The sequence below is a fragment of the Streptomyces sp. NPDC090088 genome (assembly GCF_044747345.1).
GTDB lineage: Bacteria > Actinomycetota > Actinomycetes > Streptomycetales > Streptomycetaceae > Streptomyces.
This window is the reverse complement of record NZ_JBIVDZ010000006.1, coordinates 198,013-217,755: the sequence shown is the minus strand read 5'-3', so window position 1 is coordinate 217,755 and position 19,743 is coordinate 198,013. Positions and strand designations below refer to the sequence as shown.

At 73.0% G+C, this 19,743-nt stretch carries 15 protein-coding genes; 8 read left to right on the top strand and 7 right to left on the bottom strand.

Annotated features, from left to right (window positions below; all coding sequences use genetic code 11):
- Nucleotides 1-96: 96 nt before the first annotated feature.
- Nucleotides 97-351, top strand: coding sequence for a hypothetical protein (locus ACIPSJ_RS28815; RefSeq protein ID WP_359207378.1), 255 nt, complete (start codon nt 97-99; stop codon nt 349-351).
- On the opposite strand, the gene ACIPSJ_RS28810 is transcribed toward ACIPSJ_RS28815, so the two are convergent.
- The 3 genes from ACIPSJ_RS28810 to ACIPSJ_RS28800 form a co-directional block, all read right to left on the bottom strand.
- Entirely contained in the window at nt 324-953 is a 630-nt protein-coding gene (locus tag ACIPSJ_RS28810; protein ID WP_359207381.1) for an HAD family hydrolase, read from the bottom strand. The genes ACIPSJ_RS28815 and ACIPSJ_RS28810 overlap by 28 nt on opposite strands.
- Nucleotides 954-1,209: 256 nt before the next feature.
- Nucleotides 1,210-2,157, bottom strand: a complete 948-nt coding sequence (locus ACIPSJ_RS28805; RefSeq protein ID WP_359207384.1) for a hypothetical protein — start codon at nt 2,155-2,157, stop codon at nt 1,210-1,212.
- A gap of 75 nt (nt 2,158-2,232) precedes the next feature.
- A complete protein-coding gene (locus ACIPSJ_RS28800; RefSeq protein ID WP_401350435.1) occupies nt 2,233-3,852 on the bottom strand; it encodes a substrate-binding domain-containing protein in 1,620 nt (539 codons plus the stop codon).
- A 239-nt stretch (nt 3,853-4,091) separates the two neighbouring features.
- Here ACIPSJ_RS28800 and ACIPSJ_RS28795 point away from each other — a divergent pair, with 239 nt between their 5' ends.
- The 3 genes from ACIPSJ_RS28795 (at nt 4,092) to ACIPSJ_RS28785 (ending at nt 8,872) form a co-directional block, all read left to right on the top strand.
- Nucleotides 4,092-6,749 (top strand): helicase-associated domain-containing protein, encoded by a 2,658-nt coding sequence (locus tag ACIPSJ_RS28795; protein WP_401350433.1) that lies wholly within the window; start codon nt 4,092-4,094, stop codon nt 6,747-6,749.
- Between the two features lie 143 nt (nt 6,750-6,892).
- On the top strand, nt 6,893-8,554 hold the full coding sequence (locus ACIPSJ_RS28790; RefSeq protein WP_401350431.1) for a M6 family metalloprotease domain-containing protein: 1,662 nt from the start codon (nt 6,893-6,895) through the stop codon (nt 8,552-8,554).
- A 9-nt stretch (nt 8,555-8,563) separates the two neighbouring features.
- A complete protein-coding gene (locus tag ACIPSJ_RS28785) occupies nt 8,564-8,872 on the top strand; it encodes a hypothetical protein (protein WP_401350429.1) in 309 nt (102 codons plus the stop codon).
- 96 nt (nt 8,873-8,968) lie between these two features.
- Here the strand turns inward: ACIPSJ_RS28785 and ACIPSJ_RS28780 are convergent, their stop codons facing one another.
- Nucleotides 8,969-9,514 (bottom strand): hypothetical protein, encoded by a 546-nt coding sequence (locus tag ACIPSJ_RS28780; RefSeq protein WP_359207398.1) that lies wholly within the window; start codon nt 9,512-9,514, stop codon nt 8,969-8,971.
- Nucleotides 9,515-9,749: 235 nt separating this feature from the next.
- On the opposite strand from ACIPSJ_RS28780, the gene ACIPSJ_RS28775 reads away from it, so the two are divergent.
- Nucleotides 9,750-11,393, top strand: coding sequence for a DNA repair helicase XPB (locus ACIPSJ_RS28775; RefSeq protein WP_359207401.1), 1,644 nt, complete (start codon nt 9,750-9,752; stop codon nt 11,391-11,393).
- On the opposite strand, the gene ACIPSJ_RS28770 is transcribed toward ACIPSJ_RS28775, so the two are convergent.
- Both ACIPSJ_RS28770 and ACIPSJ_RS28765 read right to left on the bottom strand, forming a co-directional pair.
- A complete protein-coding gene (locus tag ACIPSJ_RS28770) occupies nt 11,351-12,574 on the bottom strand; it encodes a glycosyltransferase 87 family protein (RefSeq protein ID WP_401350427.1) in 1,224 nt (407 codons plus the stop codon). The two genes, ACIPSJ_RS28775 and ACIPSJ_RS28770, sit on opposite strands and share 43 nt — an antisense overlap.
- Before the next feature lie 18 nt (nt 12,575-12,592).
- A complete protein-coding gene (locus ACIPSJ_RS28765) occupies nt 12,593-12,772 on the bottom strand; it encodes a hypothetical protein (RefSeq protein ID WP_355709013.1) in 180 nt (59 codons plus the stop codon).
- Nucleotides 12,773-13,150: 378 nt separating this feature from the next.
- On the opposite strand from ACIPSJ_RS28765, the gene ACIPSJ_RS28760 reads away from it, so the two are divergent.
- Nucleotides 13,151-15,241, top strand: coding sequence for a HelD family protein (locus ACIPSJ_RS28760; protein WP_401350425.1), 2,091 nt, complete (start codon nt 13,151-13,153; stop codon nt 15,239-15,241).
- A gap of 125 nt (nt 15,242-15,366) precedes the next feature.
- Here ACIPSJ_RS28760 and ACIPSJ_RS28755 read toward each other — a convergent pair whose 3' ends face one another.
- Nucleotides 15,367-15,972 (bottom strand): helix-turn-helix transcriptional regulator, encoded by a 606-nt coding sequence (locus ACIPSJ_RS28755; RefSeq protein ID WP_401350423.1) that lies wholly within the window; start codon nt 15,970-15,972, stop codon nt 15,367-15,369.
- A gap of 97 nt (nt 15,973-16,069) precedes the next feature.
- Here ACIPSJ_RS28755 and ACIPSJ_RS28750 point away from each other — a divergent pair, with 97 nt between their 5' ends.
- Both ACIPSJ_RS28750 and ACIPSJ_RS28745 read left to right on the top strand, forming a co-directional pair.
- Nucleotides 16,070-16,774: an ABC transporter ATP-binding protein gene (locus ACIPSJ_RS28750; RefSeq protein WP_401350420.1), complete on the top strand. Its 705-nt coding sequence runs from the start codon at nt 16,070-16,072 to the stop codon at nt 16,772-16,774.
- 5 nt (nt 16,775-16,779) lie between these two features.
- Nucleotides 16,780-19,605, top strand: coding sequence for an FtsX-like permease family protein (locus tag ACIPSJ_RS28745; protein ID WP_401350418.1), 2,826 nt, complete (start codon nt 16,780-16,782; stop codon nt 19,603-19,605).
- Nucleotides 19,606-19,743: the final 138 nt, after the last annotated feature.

The window sequence follows — 19,743 nt, the reverse complement described above, 5'->3', positions numbered from 1 at the left end:
TCGACCATGACCCGCCGGTACCAAGGCTAATGGTCTTCGGGCGCGTGACAAGACGTCGCCCGGTTGTTCCTTCGGGCAGGGAACTACCCTGGTCGAGTGCGTGACAAAACCCAAGCGAATTCCGCCGGGCCCGGTGACCGACTGATCCGCGCCGGTGCCGTGGTCTTCTTCATCGGTACGGTGGCCACACTCGTCACCGTGATACCGCTGTTCCTCGGTGCGAAGCCTTTTCCGACCTACATGTACCTGCTGAGCATGCTCATGGGCGTCGGCTTCCTGATCGCGGGCGCCGGAGTGCTCCAGTCCGTGGCGGCGGGGCGCCGTCAGGCGCGGGAGGTGTCCTCGCGGTAGCGGGTGAGCCAGGCGGGCAGCTCGGTGAGGTCACCGAGCACCACGTCGGCACCGGCGGCGCGCAGCTCCTCCGCGGCACACGGCCCGGTGGCCACGGCCACCGACAGGGCCCCCGCCTTGCGCGCCCCGCGCACGTCTCCGACGTGGTCGCCGACGTACACCCCCGCGCCGTGCTCGCGCAGCGCCTCGGCCTTCTGCTCGGCCCACAGGTTCCCGACCACCGCGTCCGGGACGATGCCGAGGTGGCTGAGGTGCAGCTTCGCGTTGGGCTCGTACTTCGCCGTGACGACCACGGTCTTCCCGCCCGCCTCCCGCACGGCGGCGATCGCCTCCCGCGCCCCCGCCATCGCGGGCGTCGCCGTGATCGCGATCTCCGGATACATGGCCCGATACAGATCACTCACCTCCGCGATCCGCTCCGCCGGGAACCAGTGCACCAACTCATCGGCGAGCGGCGGCCCCAGCCGCGTCACCGCCAGATCCGCATCGATAAACGTCCCGGTCCGCTCGGCGAGCGCCCGGTATGTGGCATGGATACCCGGCCGGGAGTCGATGAGCGTCATATCGAGATCAAAACCGACGGCGAAGGCACGAGGACTCATATGGCCCATTGTGCCGGTCCCCGCGGGGCGACAACCGGGGTGGGGGGCGCTTGCAGCAAGCGCTCACTGACAGCGCCCCGAAGGGGCGCGGGGCCCCGTCGACATGCGGCTCCGCCGCGTGAGCGCGACCGGCCGCCGGACGGCCGCCCCCGCGCCACTCCGTCAGGGTGCGCGAAGCGCCCCGTAAGGGGCGCGGGGAACTGCGCGGCCAGCCCCCACCGGCCCGCAGCCGCCGGACAGCGGACCGCCGCTCCCCCTACCGCGTCCTCTGTGACCGCCACACCAGGAACAGGGCCGAGGCCACCGCCGCCCCCCGCACCACCCACGGCCAGGTCTCCGCCACCGCGCCGCTCATGTGGCCCTCGGCGATCGGGGCGCCCCAGCGCCCGGCGCTGCGGCCCCAGAGCCAGACCAGTCCGGCCGTCACGGACAGCCCCGGTACCCACATCACCGCCAGCTTGGTCTCCGCCGGGGTCAGCCGCCGCGACCCGTAGGCGATCAGCCAGCCGAGGAGCAGCGCGAACCAGTTGCCGAGCACCGCGCCCACGACCAGCGCGGCGGCGGCGAGCAGCAGCAGCGGGTTGCTCCAGCCCACGGCGGGGCGGGGCAGGACGCGGAGCCGACGGCGCTGCCCCTCGGTGCCGGCCTCGGCCTCCGCCGCCTTCGCGGCCGTTTCCTCCGGCGCCCCGTCGGCGCCCGCCTCCGGCTCCTCCTTGCGCGGGCGCGGCTTCCTGAGCATCTCGGGGATCTCGACGCCCCCCACGAACCCCGGCACCCCGTCCCCGTCCCCGAACGGACTGCTGTCCACCCGCCACCAGTCGGGCTGCCCGGAGCCGTCGTACGTCCCGGCGGGCCGGGGGCGCGGTACGACGCGGCGCAGATCCTCCGCCGGATCGGCCGACTCGGCCCGCCCGTCGGGTGCCGCGTCCCGCTGGACGGGGACCGCGGCCGCAGGCGGCGCGGCGGCGGTCTCCGCCGTGCCCCCGGCGGCCTCCACGACCTCGTCGGGCGTGCCCAGCCGGTCCAGGATGCGCCGTACCGCGGCGGGACTGTCGACGGTCGTCTTCGCCCGGTGCCGGTCGATCTCGTTGCGCAGCCCGGAGACAAGGCGCATCCGGTCGCCGGAGGACAACTGGCGCTGGTGCGCGATGTCCCCGACCCGGCTCAGATACTCGTAGACGACCTGATCGCTCTCGATACCCACGAAGTCCCCTCCGGGGCGGGTGCGTTGCGTTGGCGTTGGATACCCCGTCGTGACGACGGTAGCGCAGCGCACGGCTCACGTCGGCCGGCACACCAGCGGGTATCGCGTCTCCGAGCAGGGCCGGTTGCCGTACTCGCGCAGGATGTCCTTGCCGCCCTGGTCGGTGAGGTAGCGCAGGAAGGCCGCGGCGATGGACCCGGCGGGCGGTTCGCCGAACGTGTAGGCGTACTCGGTCTGCCAGTACGGGTACGTGCCGTGCTCGACGCCTTCGAGGCTGGGCGGCATGCCGTCGATGTCCAGTTTGACGAGGTCGGCGGAGGTGACCCCGGACGCCTCGCTGTAGCCGAGGGCGCCGCTCTGGCGGGCCACGGTGTCCAGCATGGTGTCGGTGCTGTCGACCTCGCAGACGCCGGCCCGGGTGGGGCCAAGGGACGCGCAGTCGCCGCTGCCGGACGCGGGCACCGGCCTGCCCGCGAGGACGCGCTGCTCCAGGGCGCCCCGGGTGCCGGAGTCGGAGTAGCGGTTGATCAGGTGGATGGGGAGCTTGGCGCCGCCCACCACCGACCAGTCGGTGATCTTCCGGGCGTAGATGTCGCGGATCTGCCCCAGGGTGAGGTTGGCGACGTGCGCGTCCTTGTTCACGACGAGGGTGAACAGGGAGTAGACCACCGGCCGCGGCAGGTCCTGGGCATGGCCGTCGCCGGCCGGGCCGTCGGTGAAGGTGATGTGGTCGCCGAGGCCGTCGTTGCCGGAGATCCGGGCGTCGTCGCCCGCCTTCTCCAGGGTGGTCAGGCCCACCCCGCTGCCCCGGAAGGTGCCGTCGTCGACGGGGATGCTCGCCCCCTTGGCCGAGCACAGCTCGGTGTACTTCCGCGCGGCCTTCGTCACCGCGGGGGCGAAGGCCGTGGAGCCCGACAGGTGCAGGGTGCCGCCGACGCAGTCCAGCGGGGCGGGCTTGGCGGGCCAGAAGAGGGTGAGGCTCGCCTGGAGGAGGACGGCCACCGCGAGCAGGCTCATGAAGAGCTTCGCCGGCCGGGAGGCGAAGGTGTGGCTCTCGGTGTGAGCGGGCTTGAGCCGGGTGAACCAGCGGACCCAGGCGAAGGACCGGTTGCTGTCCCCGATCAGGTCGGCATGGAACTCCGGCTCCAGGAAGCGGGCGTGCGGGATCCCGGACTGACGTTCGAGCACCGCCAGCACCTTGTAGTGGGCACCGCGGTTCAGCGTGACCTTGGGCAGCCGGAGGACGCTGGCACCGTTCTCCTCGCTGATCCCGAAGCCGTTGCTCTCGGCGTCGTTGTCGGGGGCGGTGAAGAAGGTGAGCAGCGAGGACGGGTTGAGTTCGGTCACCGCCATGCCGACCACCCGGCGGTCCTTGAACACGACCCGGATACCGGTCTGGCTGTTGCGGGGAGCCAGGTAGTTCTCGGGCTCGATCGGCCGCCAGCCGGCGTTCTCGATCCGGATCAGGACGAACGACGGCTCCGTCAGCGGCGTGCCGTCGTCATGGGTGGCGGCCAGCACGTCGGCACCCGGCGCGTGGGCGACGTCCGTGGCGAGCGTGTCCATCTGGAGGCGGTAGCCGAGCCTCTTGCGGCGGATGACCACGAACTCCCACACGAACGCCAGCACGGGGATCGCGACGCTGAGCATCGCGACGACATTGTTGAAGTCGAGCTCGGAACCGAACGGTCTCACGGCCGCATCCCCCTGAATCCCCTTGGCTCGTGGCGCAGTTGACCTGGCACGGGTTGTCAGGGAGCCCAGGGTGACGAGTGGTCGCCGAGCGTTGCCACAGTTGCCGCGTTCCTCCCGACGAAGTTCATGCAGTGGCCATCTACGAAACGTCCCGTTCGCCGGGTCGCCGCCCTCTCCACAGAACCGGCCGGGGGACCTTCGATCCCGGTCCCCGCCCCGCACCCGCTACCGTGGGTCGGATGAGCAACCCGGCCACCCCGCCGCGTTCCCTCGCGGAGGCGCTTCGCGCCAGGGACGACGCTTCCCTGGCCGTACTGCTGCGCGCCCGCCCCGACCTCATCACCCCCGTCCCCACCGACCTCACCCAGCTGGCCACCCGGGCCGGCACCCGGGCCTCGGTGCTGCGCGCCCTGGAGCGCCTGGACCGGTTCGCCCTGCAGACGGCGGAGGCGCTCGCGGTGGCCGGCGACCCGGCGTCGTACCGGGAACTGCTGGGGCTGATGGCCGGCGACGACGGGGACCCGGCGGTCGCCGCGGCCCTGCCGCGCGCGCTGGGCGCGCTCCGGAACCAGGCGCTGGTGTGGGGGGACGACGACCGGCTGCGGCTGGTGCGGACCGCGCGGGAGGTGCTCGCGCCGTCCCCGCAGTACCCGTCGCCGACCGGTCTCGGCCCGACCGTGCGGGAGGCGACCTCGGGCATGTCGCCGGGCCGGATCCAGGAGATCGTCGCCGACGCCGGGCTGCCCTCGACGCATGACCCGGTGTCCGCCGTGGACGCGCTCACCAAGCTGTTCGGGCACCGGAAGAAGATGGCCAGACTGCTCGGCGCCGCGCCCGCCGAGTCCCGCGAGGTCCTGGGCCGGCTGGTCTGGGGGCCGCCGTACGGCCAGGTCACCCCGGAACCGGCGGCCCATCTGCGCTGGCTCCTGGACCGCGGCCTGCTGGTGCCCACCGCGCCCGGCACGGTCGTGCTGCCCCGCGAGGTCGCCCTGCATCTGCGCGGGGGCCGCGCCCACCGCGAGCCGGAGCCGGTGCCGCCCGCCGTGGAGCCGACGGCGACCCACCGTCCACAGGTTGTGGACGCGACGGCGGCCGGGCAGGCGTACACCGCGCTGGCGACCGTCGAGGAGCTGCTGAAGGACTGGGACGAGGGCGGCCCGGCCGTGCTCCGGGCCGGCGGGCTCAGCGTCCGGGACCTGAAGCGGACCGCCGTCGCCCTGGACGTGCCCGAGCCGATCGCCGCCTTCTGGGTGGAGCTGGCCTACGCGGCCGGGCTGCTCGCCTCCGACGGCGAGGCCGACGAACGCTTCGCGGCCACCCCCGCCTACGACGAGTGGCTCGACCGCCCGCCGGGCGAACGCTGGGCCCAGCTGGCGTCGGCCTGGCTCACCGCGACCCGCACCTGTGGCCTGGTCGGCGGCCGGGACGCCAAGGACCGCGCCCTCTCGGCGCTCGGCCCGGGCCTGGACCGCTCGGCCGCGCCAGAGGTACGACACCGGGTGCTGACCCTCCTCGCCGCCCTCCCGGAGGGCACCGCCCCGGCCGCCGAGTCGGTGCTGGCCCGGCTGCGCTGGGAACGCCCGCTGCGCGGCCCGCAGGTGGGGGTCCCCCCGCGCGAGCGAAGCCGAGCGTGGGGGAGCGAGGACGACCTGCGCAGCCGCCTGGCCCGCTGGACCCTGACCGAGGCCGAACTGCTGGGCGTGACGGGCCGCGGGGCACTGTCGGCCCACGGCCGCACCCTGCTCGGCGCACCCCCGGCGAAGAAGGCACAGGAGAAGGCACAGGAGAGGGCACAAGAGAAGGAGCAGGAGAAGGCCCAGGGGCAGGAGCCCTCGGGTCCCGGTCCCGGTCCCGCCCTCGATCCCGGTCTCGGCCCCGGGGACAAGCTGCCCGTGCATCACCACCATCCCGACCATCCCGCCGCCGTCCTCGAACCCCTCTCCCCGCCCGAGCAGGCCGTCGCCGCCGCGGCCGCAGGCCGGCTGCTCGCCCCGCTCCTCCCCGAGCCCCTGGACCACGTGCTGCTCCAGGCGGACCTGACGGCGGTCGCCCCGGGCCCGCTGCGCCGCCCGCTCGCCGACGCGCTGGGCGTCCTGGCCGACGTCGAGTCGAAGGGCGGCGCGACGGTCTACCGCTTCACGCCCGCCTCGGTCCGCCGCGCCCTGGACGCCGGCCGTACCGCCACCGACCTGCACGCCTTCCTCACCACTCACTCCCGCACGCCGGTCCCGCAGCCGCTCGCCTACCTGATCGACGACGTGGCCCGCAGGCACGGCCATCTCCGGGTGGGCGCGGCCTCGGCGTACGTCCGCTGCGACGACGACACGGTCCTCAACGAGATCATGGCCGACAAGCGTGCCGCCGCCCTGCGCCTGCGCCGCCTCGCCCCGACGGTGCTGGCCACCCAGGCCGACCCGGCCACCCTGCTGGAGGGCCTGCGCGCGATGGGCTACGCGCCCGCCGCCGAGTCCGCCGAGGGTGATGTCCTGATCACCCGCGCGCACGCCCACCGCACCCCGCCGCGCACCGCCCCCGATCCGGTCCCGGACGGTCCGCCGGCCCCGGACACCACTCTCCTGGCGGCGGCGATCCGCGCGATCCGCGCCGGCGACCTGGCCGCCACCGCCCCGCGCAAGCCGGCCGGCGCCGCCGCCCGGGGCGGCGAACTCCCCCGCACCACCGCCGCCGAGACCCTCGCCACCATGCAGGCCGCCGTCCTCACCGGCGACACCCTCTGGATCGGCTACGTCAACGCCGAGGGCACCGCCAGCCAGCGCGTCATCGCCCCCATCCGCGTCGAGGGCGGCTTCGTCACGGCCTACGACCACACCGCCGACGAGGTACGCACCTACCCCCTGCACCGGGTGACAGGAGTGGCGGAACTCGCGGAGGACTGACCGGCCCTGAGGCGGCACATCGCGGCACTTCCGGCGGAGCGCTCGGCGCCCGGGGCAACCAGTTGATCATGTTGCAGGGCTCGCACACGCGTGCGTCACTGGCCTAGAAACAGCCAATACGTCCCCTTTTGGGAGGACTTGGAATGGTTGACCTTTCCACTTCACGGGGTTCCACGGTCGCCGTCTGGTCGGATTTCTGCGCCATCGCACCCAGCCCGGAACTGCGCGGCAGGATGCTCCAGGAACTGGAGCGGCTGCGCGGCGAATCGGACGTGGCGAGCCTGCTCCGGCCCGGCGGCAACCCCCGGAAGTTCGGCTACGGCGACGGCACCATCATCCCGGCCGGCGAATTCCCCCCGGGCACCCCGCACGAGGCGATCCGCACCGCGGCCGCCCACCGCGCCCCGCTGACCGGCGCGATACGGGTCGTCGTCGTCCTCGCGGACTTCGCGGACAAGCCGATGACCGAGAGCAACGAGCACTTCGAGAAGCTGTTCTTCTCCGTCGGCGAACTCCCCAACGGCAGCGTCCGCGACTACTACCGAGAGGTGACGCACGGCCTGGTCGACATCGTCGGCGAGGTCATCGGCCCGGTCCGGATGCCGCAGAAGCTGTCCTGGTACGCCAACAACAACTACGGCATCGGCAAGCCGTCGGGCGAGGCCCGCGCGCAGATCCTGGCCCGGGACGCCGCCGTCGGCGCCGACCCGCTCGTCAACTACGCGCCGTACGACAACGACGGCAACGGCTTCGTGGACGCCTTCATCGTCGTGCACTCCGGCCAGGGCGGCGAGGCCACCGGCCACCGCGGCGACCTCTGGTCCCACAAGTGGGTCCTGCCGAGCGCGTACAACGCCGACGGCGCCCGGATCTACGGCTACCTCACCATCCCCGAGGACGCCAGGATCGGCGTCTGCGCCCACGAGTTGGGCCATCTGCTGTTCGGCTTCCCGGACCTGTACGACGTCGACGGGTCGTCCGAGGGCGTCGGCAACTGGTGCCTGATGGGCGCCGGTTCGTGGGGCGGCGGCGGTGACGTCCCGACGCATCCCTCCGCGTGGTGCAAGGTCCAGCAGGGCTGGGCCAGGGCGGTCAACGTCACCAGCGACGGGATGCTCTCCGTCCCCGACGTCAAGAACGGCTTCGAGGCGTTCCGGATGTGGACCGACGGCCTGCCCGGCAAGGAGTACTTCCTGGTCGAGAACCGCCAGCAGACCGGGTACGACCGTTCGCTGCCCGCCCCCGGCATGCTGATCTGGCACATCGACGAGGCCCGGCCGGACAACACGGACGAGGACCACTACATGGTGGGCCTGGTCCAGGCGGACGACCAGCGCGACCTGGAGTCGGCCGTCAACCGCGGCGACGGCGGCGACACCTACCCCGGGAGCACGGGCAACAGCTCGTTCACCGCGGCGAGCAAGCCCGCCTCGCACTCGTACGCCGGCGCGCCGACCGGGATCTCCCTCACGGACATCTCGGCGCCCTCCGCCACGATGACCGCCATGGTGTCGGTCTCGACGGCCGGTGCCGTACGCGCGCCCGCCCCCGCCATGGCCCGCCGGGACACCGAGGACGTGCCCGGACTGGTCCAGACGATCCACGACCTCCAGGACCGGCTGGCCGCCCTGGAACAGGCCGTGGTGCCCTGGGCCGGCGCCGAGGCCTACCTGGAGCAGGCCGCCCTGCGGCCCGAGCTCAGGGGCGCGACGGGCGGCCCGGACCCGCTCCTCAAGGCCGGCAACGGACACGGCGGGCACGGCGGCCACGGCGGGCACCGGCACGAGGGCCCGCACCACCGGTGACCGCCGGCCATGGCGCAGGTCGTCGAGAACCGCACTGACCTGACCGCACGGCTGGTCGGCACCGCACCCCATCCGCGGCTCGCGGGCTGGGACCGCGCGGAGGTGGACGTGCTCGCCGCGGAGCCGGTGGCCGGCTACGCCGACCTGCTGTCGGGCGAGGTCGGGCAGCGTCTGCCGCTCACCGTGCCCAGCGCGCTCCTGGCGGACGTGGCCCCCGGATCCACCCTGCACGTCCGGGCCCGGCTGGCCGCCCCCGGCGAGGCGATGACCGAGAAGAGCCCCACTCCGGGCACCTTCACCGTCGAACCGCCGGGGTGATCCACCGCACCTCCCGCCGCACTCCCGGGGGACCGGCCGACCACGGCCGGTCCCCCTCCGGCCGTCTCCTGCCTCCTGCGGCCTCGCCCCTCGCGTCTAGCAGTCGCGCACCGGTGCGTTCGCCGGCAGGCCGAAGTGGGCGCGGGCCGCGGTCCGCAGGCCGGCGGACTCCATCGGCCGGTCGATACGGGACTCGGCGTAGGGGCTGAAGTGGTCCTCGTTCCATGCGGCGTAGCCCGCGCCGTCCGGTGCCTCCGCCTCGGAGACGACACGGAAGCCGCCGTCCGCCGTGTCCCGCCGCAACCGCACCACCTGGGCAATCTGCGCGCCGCTGCACTCCACCAGGGCACCGCCCCGCACCCCGTACTCCAGGCACAGGGTGTCGACGCCGGCGTGCACCTGCCCCCCGCTCTCCAGCAGGTCCAGGGCCTCCGCCCGGCAGAACCAGCGCGACCTGAGCGAGGGCACGGTCTCCCCGTACCCGGTTCCGGCGGCCTGGGTCACGAGCCGGGCCTCGATCGCGGGACGGACCTCGGCCCAGAGACCGGCGTCCACGGCACTCGACCCGCGCGCCCAGGCCCCGGCCGCCACCAGCACCGCCACCGCCCCCGCGCCGGTCACCCAGATGCGTACGGACGTCACCGCACCCCTCCTCACCGGACCACGCGCACTGCGCGGCCTCCCCCGGACATGACACCCGAAACGGGCTCAGGGTTGCACCGGACGATCAGGAGCCTGTCGAAGCCGGTCACCGGCGGTGCACGTTCCGTCGAGCGCCGCCGGTGATCGCTCGCACATGAGGCACACTGGAACTTTGGCCCGTGACGATGGCCGCCACGGCGATGGCCGCACGGGCCGAAGGGAAAGGGTGCCGCGCGTGAATGGTCCTCTGATCGTCCAGTCCGACAAGACGCTGCTCCTGGAAGTCGACCACGAGCGGGCCGACGAGTGCCGTCGGGCGATCGCGCCCTTCGCCGAGCTGGAGCGGGCGCCGGAGCACATCCACACCTACCGGGTGACCCCGCTGGGCCTGTGGAACGCGCGGGCGGCCGGACACGACGCCGAGCAGGTCGTGGACGCGCTGGTGGAGTACAGCCGCTATCCGGTGCCGCACGCGCTGCTGGTGGACATCGCCGAGACGATGGACCGCTACGGCCGGCTGACGCTCAGCAAGCACCCGGCACACGGGCTGGTACTGACCACCACCGACCGTCCGGTGCTGGAGGAGATCCTGCGCTCCAAGCGGGTCGCCCCGCTGGTCGGCGCCCGGATCGACCCCGACACCGTCGCCGTGCACCCCTCCGAGCGCGGGCAGATCAAGCAGACCCTGCTGAAGCTGGGCTGGCCCGCCGAGGACCTCGCCGGATACGTGGACGGCGAGGCGCACCCGATCGAGCTCGCCGAGGACGGCTGGGCGCTGCGGCCGTACCAGAAGCAGGCCGTGGAGAACTTCTGGCACGGCGGGAGCGGTGTCGTGGTCCTGCCCTGCGGGGCCGGGAAGACCCTGGTCGGGGCCGGGTCCATGGCGCAGGCCAAGTCGACCACCCTGATCCTCGTCACCAACACCGTCTCCGCGCGGCAGTGGAAGCACGAGCTGGTGAAGCGGACCAGCCTCACCGAGGACGAGATCGGCGAGTACAGCGGGACCCGGAAGGAGATCCGGCCCGTCACCATCGCCACCTACCAGGTGCTCACCACCCGGCGGAAGGGCGTCTACCCGCATCTCGAACTCTTCGACTCCCGGGACTGGGGTCTGATCGTCTACGACGAGGTGCATCTGCTGCCGGCTCCTGTCTTCAAGTTCACCGCCGATCTGCAGGCGCGCCGGCGGCTGGGGCTGACGGCCACCCTCGTGCGCGAGGACGGCCGGGAATCGGACGTGTTCTCCCTCATCGGGCCCAAGCGCTTCGACGCTCCCTGGAAGGAGATCGAGGCGCAGGGCTACATCGCGCCCGCCGACTGTGTCGAGGTGCGGGTGAACCTCACGGACTCCGAGCGGCTGGCGTACGCCACCGCCGAGACCGAGGAGAAGTACCGCTTCTGTGCGACCACCGCGACCAAGCGGAAGGTCACGGAGGCCCTCGTGAAGCGCTTCGCGGGCCAGCAGATCCTGGTCATCGGCCAGTACATCGACCAGCTCGACGAGCTGGGCGAGCATCTCAACGCCCCCGTCATCAAGGGCGAGACCTCCAACGCGCAGCGCGAGAAGCTCTTCGACGCCTTCCGTGAGGGCGAGATCAGCGTGCTGGTCGTGTCGAAGGTCGCCAACTTCTCCATCGACCTGCCGGAGGCGACGGTCGCCATCCAGGTCTCCGGCACCTTCGGCTCCCGCCAGGAGGAGGCCCAGCGGCTGGGCCGCGTCCTGCGCCCGAAGGCCGACGGCCACCAGGCCCACTTCTACTCCGTCGTCGCCCGCGACACGATCGACCAGGACTTCGCCGCCCACCGCCAGCGCTTCCTGGCGGAGCAGGGCTACGCCTACCGGATCATGGACGCCGACGAGATCCTGGCGGACGGCTGAGCACCGCCGTCGCGCAGGGCGCGGCCGTGCCGGCGTAGGGCGAGGGCCGCCCCCGCCAGCAGCGCCAGCCCGAGCAGCGGGTACGGCGACGCGAGCGGCTGCTGCCACCACGGGAAGTGGAGGTCCCGGTCGCCCGCGTGGGGCAGCAGCCACATGGTGCGGGCGGTGAAGAGGGCCGCGGTGGTGACGGCGAGGTACGGGCGGCCGGCCGCCAGGAGTACCGCGAGCAGGGGCACGCACCACACCCAGTGGTGGGACCAGCTGATCGGGCAGACCAGCAGGGCCGTGAACGCGGTGAGCGGGATGCCCCAGCGGTCCCCGTCCACAGGGCGGGCGCGGGTCGCCAGCCACAGGCCCGCCACGGCCAGCCCGGCCGCCGGGAGCACCCAGGCCGGTCCCGGTGTCTCCGCGCCCGACGCCCTGGCGATCAGCCCCTGGAGCGACTGGTTGTCGACGATCCACGCCTTGCCGACCCGGCCGGTCTCGAACAGGCGCCGGGTCCAGAAGTCCGCGGTGGCCGAGGGGAGGAGAAGGGCACCGAGCAGGGCCGTGCCCAGGAAGGACGCCGTCGCGACGCCTGCCTCCTTTCTGCGTGCGGTGAGGAACAGATAGGCGATGAAGATCGCCGGGGTGAGTTTGACGCCCGCCGCGATCCCCAGGGCCAGACCCCTGGCGCGGGCGCCGGGCGGGCGGGTGAGGTCCCAGAGGACCAGGCAGGCGACCGCGAGGTTGATCTGGCCGAAGAGGAGCGTCTGGAAGACGGGCTCCAGCCAGAGGGCGAGGGCGGTGGCCGCGCACAGCGCCGGAAGGCGCAGCGGGCGCCCGGCCAGGCGGGCGGAGAGGGCGACGAGCCGGGCGAGCAGGAGCGCGTTGCCCGCGAGGAACGCCACCTTCAGGGCCGGGACGGGGATCCAGGTCGTCGGGACGAACAGGACCGCCGCGAAGGGCGGATACGTCGCCGGCAGCCGCCACTCGGTAACCGTGAAGCCGTACAGATCACCACCGTGGACCACGGCCTCGCCCTCGGCCCGGTAGACCAGCAGGTCGGCCATCGGGGCGTGCAGCAGGAGGCAGAGGGCGGCGAAGGAGAAGAGAGAGACCGCCAGGAGGGAGAGGGACAGCAGGAGAGGGATGGGGGGTAAGAGGTGGGCTGGGGATGACGTCACCGTCCGCTTCGGCACGGAGGTGACCCTATGCCGTTACTTGTGGCGTATGCCCGCTTCCTCGCCGTACTCGCCGAGGAGGACGACGCTGACCGCCGCGCCCACGAAGACCTTGACGGCACGCAGGGCGTCGCCCAGACGGTGGTGGGGGACTCCGTCCACGGCGGTGGCGCCGGGGGGACGGCTGGGGGCTGGTGTGATGGTTGCTGCGCTCATGCCTCAATAGTGGGACTTCGGGCATACCGACGGCATCGGTCCACGGGTCCAATTTCCGGTATCCACCCGTCCACCCTCGGATGGACCCCCGCCCCTACCTCCGACCGGCCTCCAGGGTGACGCTCCCCCTAGGGGACTCCCCGTGGACTCCCCATGGACTTCCGGGCACTCCGGCGGGACACGGCGCGCGCCGGACCCGGCGGCCGGCCGGGGGAAAATCCATTGGCCTCCCCCACCCCCGCCTCACTACAATCTCCGCTCTTGCCCGCCTCCGTCCCCGGAGTGCCGCCGGCCGGACGGAAACCGGTCGGCTGATCGCCACCCGTGCGCCATCCACACCAGAGCGCCGTCCGCCCGCAGGCCTTCGGAGGCACCCCCTTGTCCACGCCCGCCCACGACCAGCCGACGGACGTACCCGGCGTGTCCGACGCACCCGCACCCGCCGACCCCCTCTCCCGCGAGCGCACCCACCTGGCCTCCTCCCGGGCCGCCCTGCGCGCCATGCGCGAGGACGTCGAGTCGCTGGACATCAGCGACGTCACCGCGAACTGGGTCAACGCCGAGGTGCTGGCCCGCCAGATCGAGGAGCGCATCAAGGCGCTGGCCGACCTGAGCGACACGCCCCTCTTCTTCGGCCGCCTCGACTACCTGCACGCCCCCGGCGCCGACCAGGCCGAGGGCGCGTACGGCGAGCGTTTCTACATCGGGCGCCGGCACGTCCACGACCACGACGGCGATCCGATGGTCATCGACTGGCGGGCGCCGGTCTCGCAGCCGTTCTACCGGGCGTCCAAGAAGGACCCGATGGACATCGCGCTGCGCCGCCGCTTCGGGTACACCCGCGGCGACATCACGGCGTACGAGGACGAGCACCTGTCCGACCCGGCGGAAGCGGCCCGCACCAGCAAGCTGCTCCAGCAGGAGATCGAGCGGCCGCGTGTCGGCCCGATGCGTGACATCGTCGCGACCATCCAGCCCGAGCAGGACGAGATCGTGCGCAGCGGGCTGGGCGGCACCGTCTGCGTCCAGGGCGGCCCGGGGACCGGGAAGACGGCCGTCGGCCTGCACCGGGTGGCCTACCTCCTGTACGCCCACCGGGAGCGACTGGCCCGCACCGGCACCCTCGTCATCGGCCCGAACCGCTCCTTCCTGCACTACATCGAGCAGGTGCTCCCGGCCCTGGGCGAGCTGACCGTGCAGCAGGCGACGGTGGACGACCTGGTGTCGCGCGGCGTGGACATCCGCGGCACCGACGACGCGCCCGCCGCGGTCATCAAGGGCGACGCGCGGATGGCGGAGGTGCTGCACCGGGCCGTCCACGCGCATGTCACCCTGCCCACCGAGCAGGTCGTGGTGGTCCGCGGCTCCCGGCGCTGGCGGGTCCCGGCGTACGAACTGCAGGACATCGTCCGCGAGTTGCTGGACCGGGGCATCCGGTACGGTGCCGCGCGGGAGGCCCTGCCGCAGCGCATCGCGCACGCCGTGCTGGTCCAGATGGAACGGTCGGGAGAGGCCCCCGACGACCGGGTGCAGGACTCGGTGGCGCGCAACGCGGCGGTGAAGGCGGCCGTGAAGCAGGTCTGGCCGCCGGTCGACCCGGCGAAGCTCGTGCTGCGGCTGCTCACGGACGCGGACTTCCTCGCGGAGCACGCCGCCGGGATCCTCGACGAGGAGGAGCAGAAGACGATCGTCTGGGCGAAGCCGGTGCGGTCGGTGAAGGCGGCCAGGTGGTCGGCGGCGGACGCCGTGCTGATCGACGAGACGACGGACCTCGTCCAGCGCACCCACTCCCTCGGCCATGTGGTCCTGGACGAGGCGCAGGACCTGTCCCCCATGCAGTACCGCGCGGTCGGCCGCCGCTGCACCACCGGCTCGGCGACCGTCCTCGGCGACCTGGCGCAGGGCACCACGCCCTGGGCGACCAGGAGTTGGGACGAGGCCCTGTCCCACCTCGGCAAGTCGGACGGCGTGATCGAGGAACTGACGGCCGGTTTCCGCGTCCCGACCGACGTCATCACCTACGCCTCCCGCCTCCTCCCGCACATCGCGCCCGGCCTCGCCCCGGTCGCCTCGGTCCGTGAGAACCCCGGTTTCTTCGCCCTCCGTCCCGTCACGGAGACCGCCGAAGTGGTCGCGGCCTGCGAGGAGTTGCTGCGCAACGAGGGCTCGACGGGCCTGATCGCGGCGGACGCCCGCGTCCCGGCGCTCGCCGAGGAACTCACCGCGGCCGGCATCGGCTTCCTGGCCCCCGGCGAGGAGACCACGGCCGACACCCGCCTCACCCTGGTCCCGACCTCCCTGGCCAAGGGCCTCGAGTACGACTACGTGGTCCTCGACGAACCCCGGGCCGTCGTCGACGGCGAACCGGACGAACGCACCGGCCTGCGGCGCCTGTACGTGGCGCTGACCCGGGCCGTGTCCGGCCTGATCGTGACCCACACGGCCGCGCTGCCGCCGCAGCTGGCCTGAACCGGCCGGTCTTGCGCCGGAATTCCCATGGTGTGCCGGGTGCGGCGCCGTCGTGGCTGGTCGCGCAGTTCCTCCCCCAGCCTTCGGCCGGGGGTACCCCCAGCGCCCTTTACGGGGCGCTGCACTCAGGCCGACTCCGCGCGGGACCCACCCGTCCCGCCGGTGTCGCCCTGCCCCTGCGTCTGCGCCTGCGCCTGCGCGTCGTGTGTCGCGGCGAGCGGGCCCAGGTGCTGTGCGGCGCTGTCCAGCAGTCCGAGGTCGGCCTTGGTATGGGCGATGGCGGCGTCGATCAGGACGGCGACCAGCGGCTCGTCGGCGTGGGCCCGGCGCTGCCGGGCCAGGCCCGCGAGCTCGGAGAGGTACGTCTGCCGCTGCGACTCGATCAGCGTGGTCAGGGCCTGCGGACCCAGGGCGGAGGCGCCGAGGAGCTTCAGGAAGAGTTCGTCGCGGAAGCCGCCGACCCGCACCCAGGCGGTGGTCGCCCAGGAGCGCAGTTCGGCCTCGCCCGCCTCGGTGAGCGTGTAGAGGTTCTTGTCGGGCCGGTCGGTCTGGGTGACCTGCGAGCGTGAGACATAGCCGTCGCGGACCAGCCGTTCGAGGATCTGGTAGAGGTGCCCGATGTTCAGGCCACCCCACTGCGGGCCGATGGCCTCCTCGAACCGGGCCTTGAGTTCGTATCCGTGGTTCGGTCGCCGGGTCAGCAGCGCGAGCACGGCGTGGTGGAGCGGCATATACGTCCCTTCTACATTGTGACAACATACCCCTGCATTGCCGCAATGCAGGTGCGGCGACGTATGTGCCGCGATGTACGAGGGCGAGGCTGCATCAATGGCTGTGAGCGTGGCGTTGCGCGGGGTGAGCCGCCGGTATCCCGGCCTGACCGCGCTGGACGGGATCGACCTGGAGGTCGCGGCCGGCGAGGTGGTGATGCTGACCGGGGCGTCCGGTGCCGGCAAGTCCACCGTGCTGCACGTGACGGGCGGCATGGACCAGCCCGACGAGGGTCACGTCGAGATCGACGGCACGGAGCTGCTGCGCCGGGACCTGGACCGCCACCGCCGGCGGATCGGTTTCGTCTTCCAGCGCTTCCACCTGCTGCCCGCGCTGACCGTGCTGGACAACGTGCTCGCCCCGGTCCTGCCGCGCAGGGTGGACTTCGACCGGCAGGCGCGCGGCATGGAACTGCTCGAAGCGGTCGGCCTGGACCACCGCGCCGACGCCCTGCCCTCGCAGTTGTCGGGCGGCCAGCAGCAACGCGTCGCCGTCGCCCGCGCGCTGGTCAACCGGCCGGGGCTGCTGCTGGCCGACGAGCCCACGGGCAACCTGGACAGCGTCATCGGGCGGGAGATCATCGACCTGCTGATGTCGCTGCGCGAGCGGTACGGGATGACGATGCTGGTCGCCACCCACGACGCGGAGGTCGCCGCCAACGGCGACCGGGTGGTGCGTCTGCAGGACGGCAGGATCACCTCGGACCAGCGGGTCACGCCGGCCGGCGACGTGCTGCACCGGCTGGGGGGCCTGCGCCCGTGATACGGATGATCCTCGATCAGCTCCGGCGCAGGCGCGGGCGCGCGTCGGCCCTGGCCGCCGGGATCCTGGTGGCGGCGACCAGCTTCACCCTGCTGACCGCGACGGTGAGCACGAGCCAGGCGACCACCGTGGGCACGGTACGGAAGAACGCCCGGTCCGCGTACGACGTCCTGGTCCGCCCGCCCGACTCGCAGACGGCCGTGGAGCGGCAGAGCGGCCTGGTCGCGCCGAACTTCCTGTCCGGCACGTTCGGCGGCATCACCATGGACCAGTACCGGCGCATCCGCGGCCTGGCCGGGGTCGACGTGGCCGCGCCGGTCGCCAACATCGGCTACCTGATGGTGTCGAGCACGGTCACCGTGGACGTGTCCCGCTTCCTGGACTCCAAGGCGTCCCGGCAGATCCTGCGCATCAGCCCGACGCTCACCTCCGGACTGGGCGCCTACCGCACCTCCGACGAGTACGTCTACCTCACCCGCTCCCCCCTGACATCGGCGGGGAAGCCGGAGGACCTGTTCCAGTCCGACACCCTGGAGGAGGGCGCGGTCGACAAGACCACCCAGCGGTATCAGCTGAAGGGCAAGTACGACGTCTGCTTCTACTTCAACTGGGACAAGACCGAGCAGACCGAGTTCAACCTGAAACTGCCGATGAGGCCGAACTTCATCGCCGAGGACCTCAGGGAAAAGTCGCCGTTCGACCCGGACCTGAGTTCGCGGATGAACTGCCAGTCCGGCCGGGACAAGGCCACCATCGACGTTCCGGTCAGTTACCCCGTGCTGCTGTCCGCCGTCGACCCGGCGGCCGAGGACGAGCTGGTGGGCCTGGGCTCCACCGTCACCTCGGGCCGGATGCTCACCGAGCGGGACAAGCCGTGGACGGTGTCGTCCGCCAAGAGCGTCCACGGGCAGCACGACTCCTACATCCCGGCGCTGCTCAGCGACGACCCGCTGACCACCGGAACGCTCGACGCCACCGTCCAGCGGCTCGACGTCGGCGACCCGGCCGAGCTGCCCTCGAAGCTGGGCAACCCGACGGCCGGCAGCTTCGTACGGGGCCTGCACGGCACCACGGTGGGCAGGACCCGGGTCGACCTGAGCAAGGGCTACCGGAAGGCGCTGACCGAGGATTCGTTCGACACCGGGAACTACTGGACGGTCGGCCCGGTCACCTACCGCCGGACCTCCGACGGCGACCTCGCCGCGCAGCCTCAGGCGCCCCAGAAGCGCAGCCTGTGGGTCACCACCTCGGACCAGCAGCCGTTCACCAACGTCCCCGAGGAGAACCACCAGGGCACCCAGTACCGGAAGGTCACCAGCCACGGCGCCACGGAATGCATCGGTCTGGGTTCCTGTGACGGCGTCGACTCCGGGCGCCTGCCCAACCCCTTCGTCCGCCTGGTCGGCCGCTACGACACCGGCAGGCTGCACGGCTTCTCGGCACTCTCCGACACCCCGCTGGAGACCTACCAGGCGCCGCAGGTCACCGGCGCGGACCCCGCGACCCGGGCGAAGCTGAACGGCCGGCCGCTGCGACCCGACCGCAATCTGGGCGGCTACGTCAGCCCGCCGCCCACCATGCTGACGACGATGGACTCCATCACCGCGCTCACCAAGAGCCGCCGGGTCCCGGGCCTCCAGGACAAGGCGCCGGTGAGCGCGATCAGGATCCGGGTGGCCGGGGTGACCGGCGTCGACACCGCCTCCCGGGCGCGGGTGAACGCCGTGGCCGGGGCGATCCGGGCCGCCTACCCCCGGCTCCAGGTCGACGTCACCGTCGGCAGCTCACCCGCCCCGCAGACGGTGGCGCTGGGCGGCTCGGCGCGGGTGACGGAGCGCTGGGTCGCCAAGGGCGTGGCCCTGCGCATCCTGCGGGCCGTGGACACCAAGAGCGCGGTGCTCTTCGTACTGGTCCTCGTCGTGTGCGCGCTCTTCCTCGGCCAGGCGGCGCTGGCCTCGGTGCGCTCGCGCCGTACCGAGATCGGCACGCTGCGCTGTCTGGGCTGGAGCGGCGGCGAGGTGCTCCGCCTGGTCCTCGGCGAGCTGGCGGTGATCGGCCTCGCCGCCGGGACCGCGGGCGCGGTGCTCGCGTACGTGCTGGGCCGGATGCTGGGACAGCCCGAGGCCGGCGCCAAGTCGCTCCTCGTGCTCCCGGTGGCGCTCCTGCTGGCCACGGCGGCGGGCCTGATCCCCGCCTGGCTCGCCACCCGGCTGGGTCCGATGGAAGCGGTCCGGCCCCCGGTGACGGCCGCCCGCCGCGCCCGCCCGGTGCGTTCGGTGGCCGGACTTGCTGTGCTCAACCTGCTGCGGGTGCGCGGCCGCACGCTGCTGGGCGCGGCGGGGCTGGCGCTGGGCGTGGCCGCCTTCACCGTGCTGCTCGCCCTGACGCTGGCCTTCCGGGGCGAGGTGGCCGGGTCGCTGCTCGGCAGCGCCGTGGTGGCGCAGGCGCGCGGGGCCGACTACCTCAGCGTCGCGCTGTCCCTGCTGCTGGGCGCCGCCGGCGCCATCGACGTCCTGGTCATCTCGCAGCGCGAGCGCGCCGCCGACCTGGCGGTGCTGCGGGCGACCGGCTGGACCAACCGCGAGCTGGCCATGCTGACCCTCTACGAGGGGATCGGACTGGCTCTGCTGGGCGGCCTGTCCGGCGCGGTGGCCGGTCTGGCCGGGGTGCTGGCACTCGGCCGGGGCGTGCTGCACGGACACCTGTTCACGGTCGCCGGCGCCGCGCTGCTGGCCACGCTCGCCGCGACCGCCCTGGTGGTGGCGGCTCTGACGGTGCCGATCCGGGGGCTGTCCCGGATCGCCCCCGCCCACCTGCTCGCCGCCGACTGATCCGGTCCGGCCCACCCGGCCGGCCCACCACGACCCGGCCCACCCGGCCGGCCCACCACGACCCGGCCCACCCGGCCGGCCCATCACGACCCGACCCATCACGACCCGGCCCATCACGGCCCCGGCCCATCGACAGGG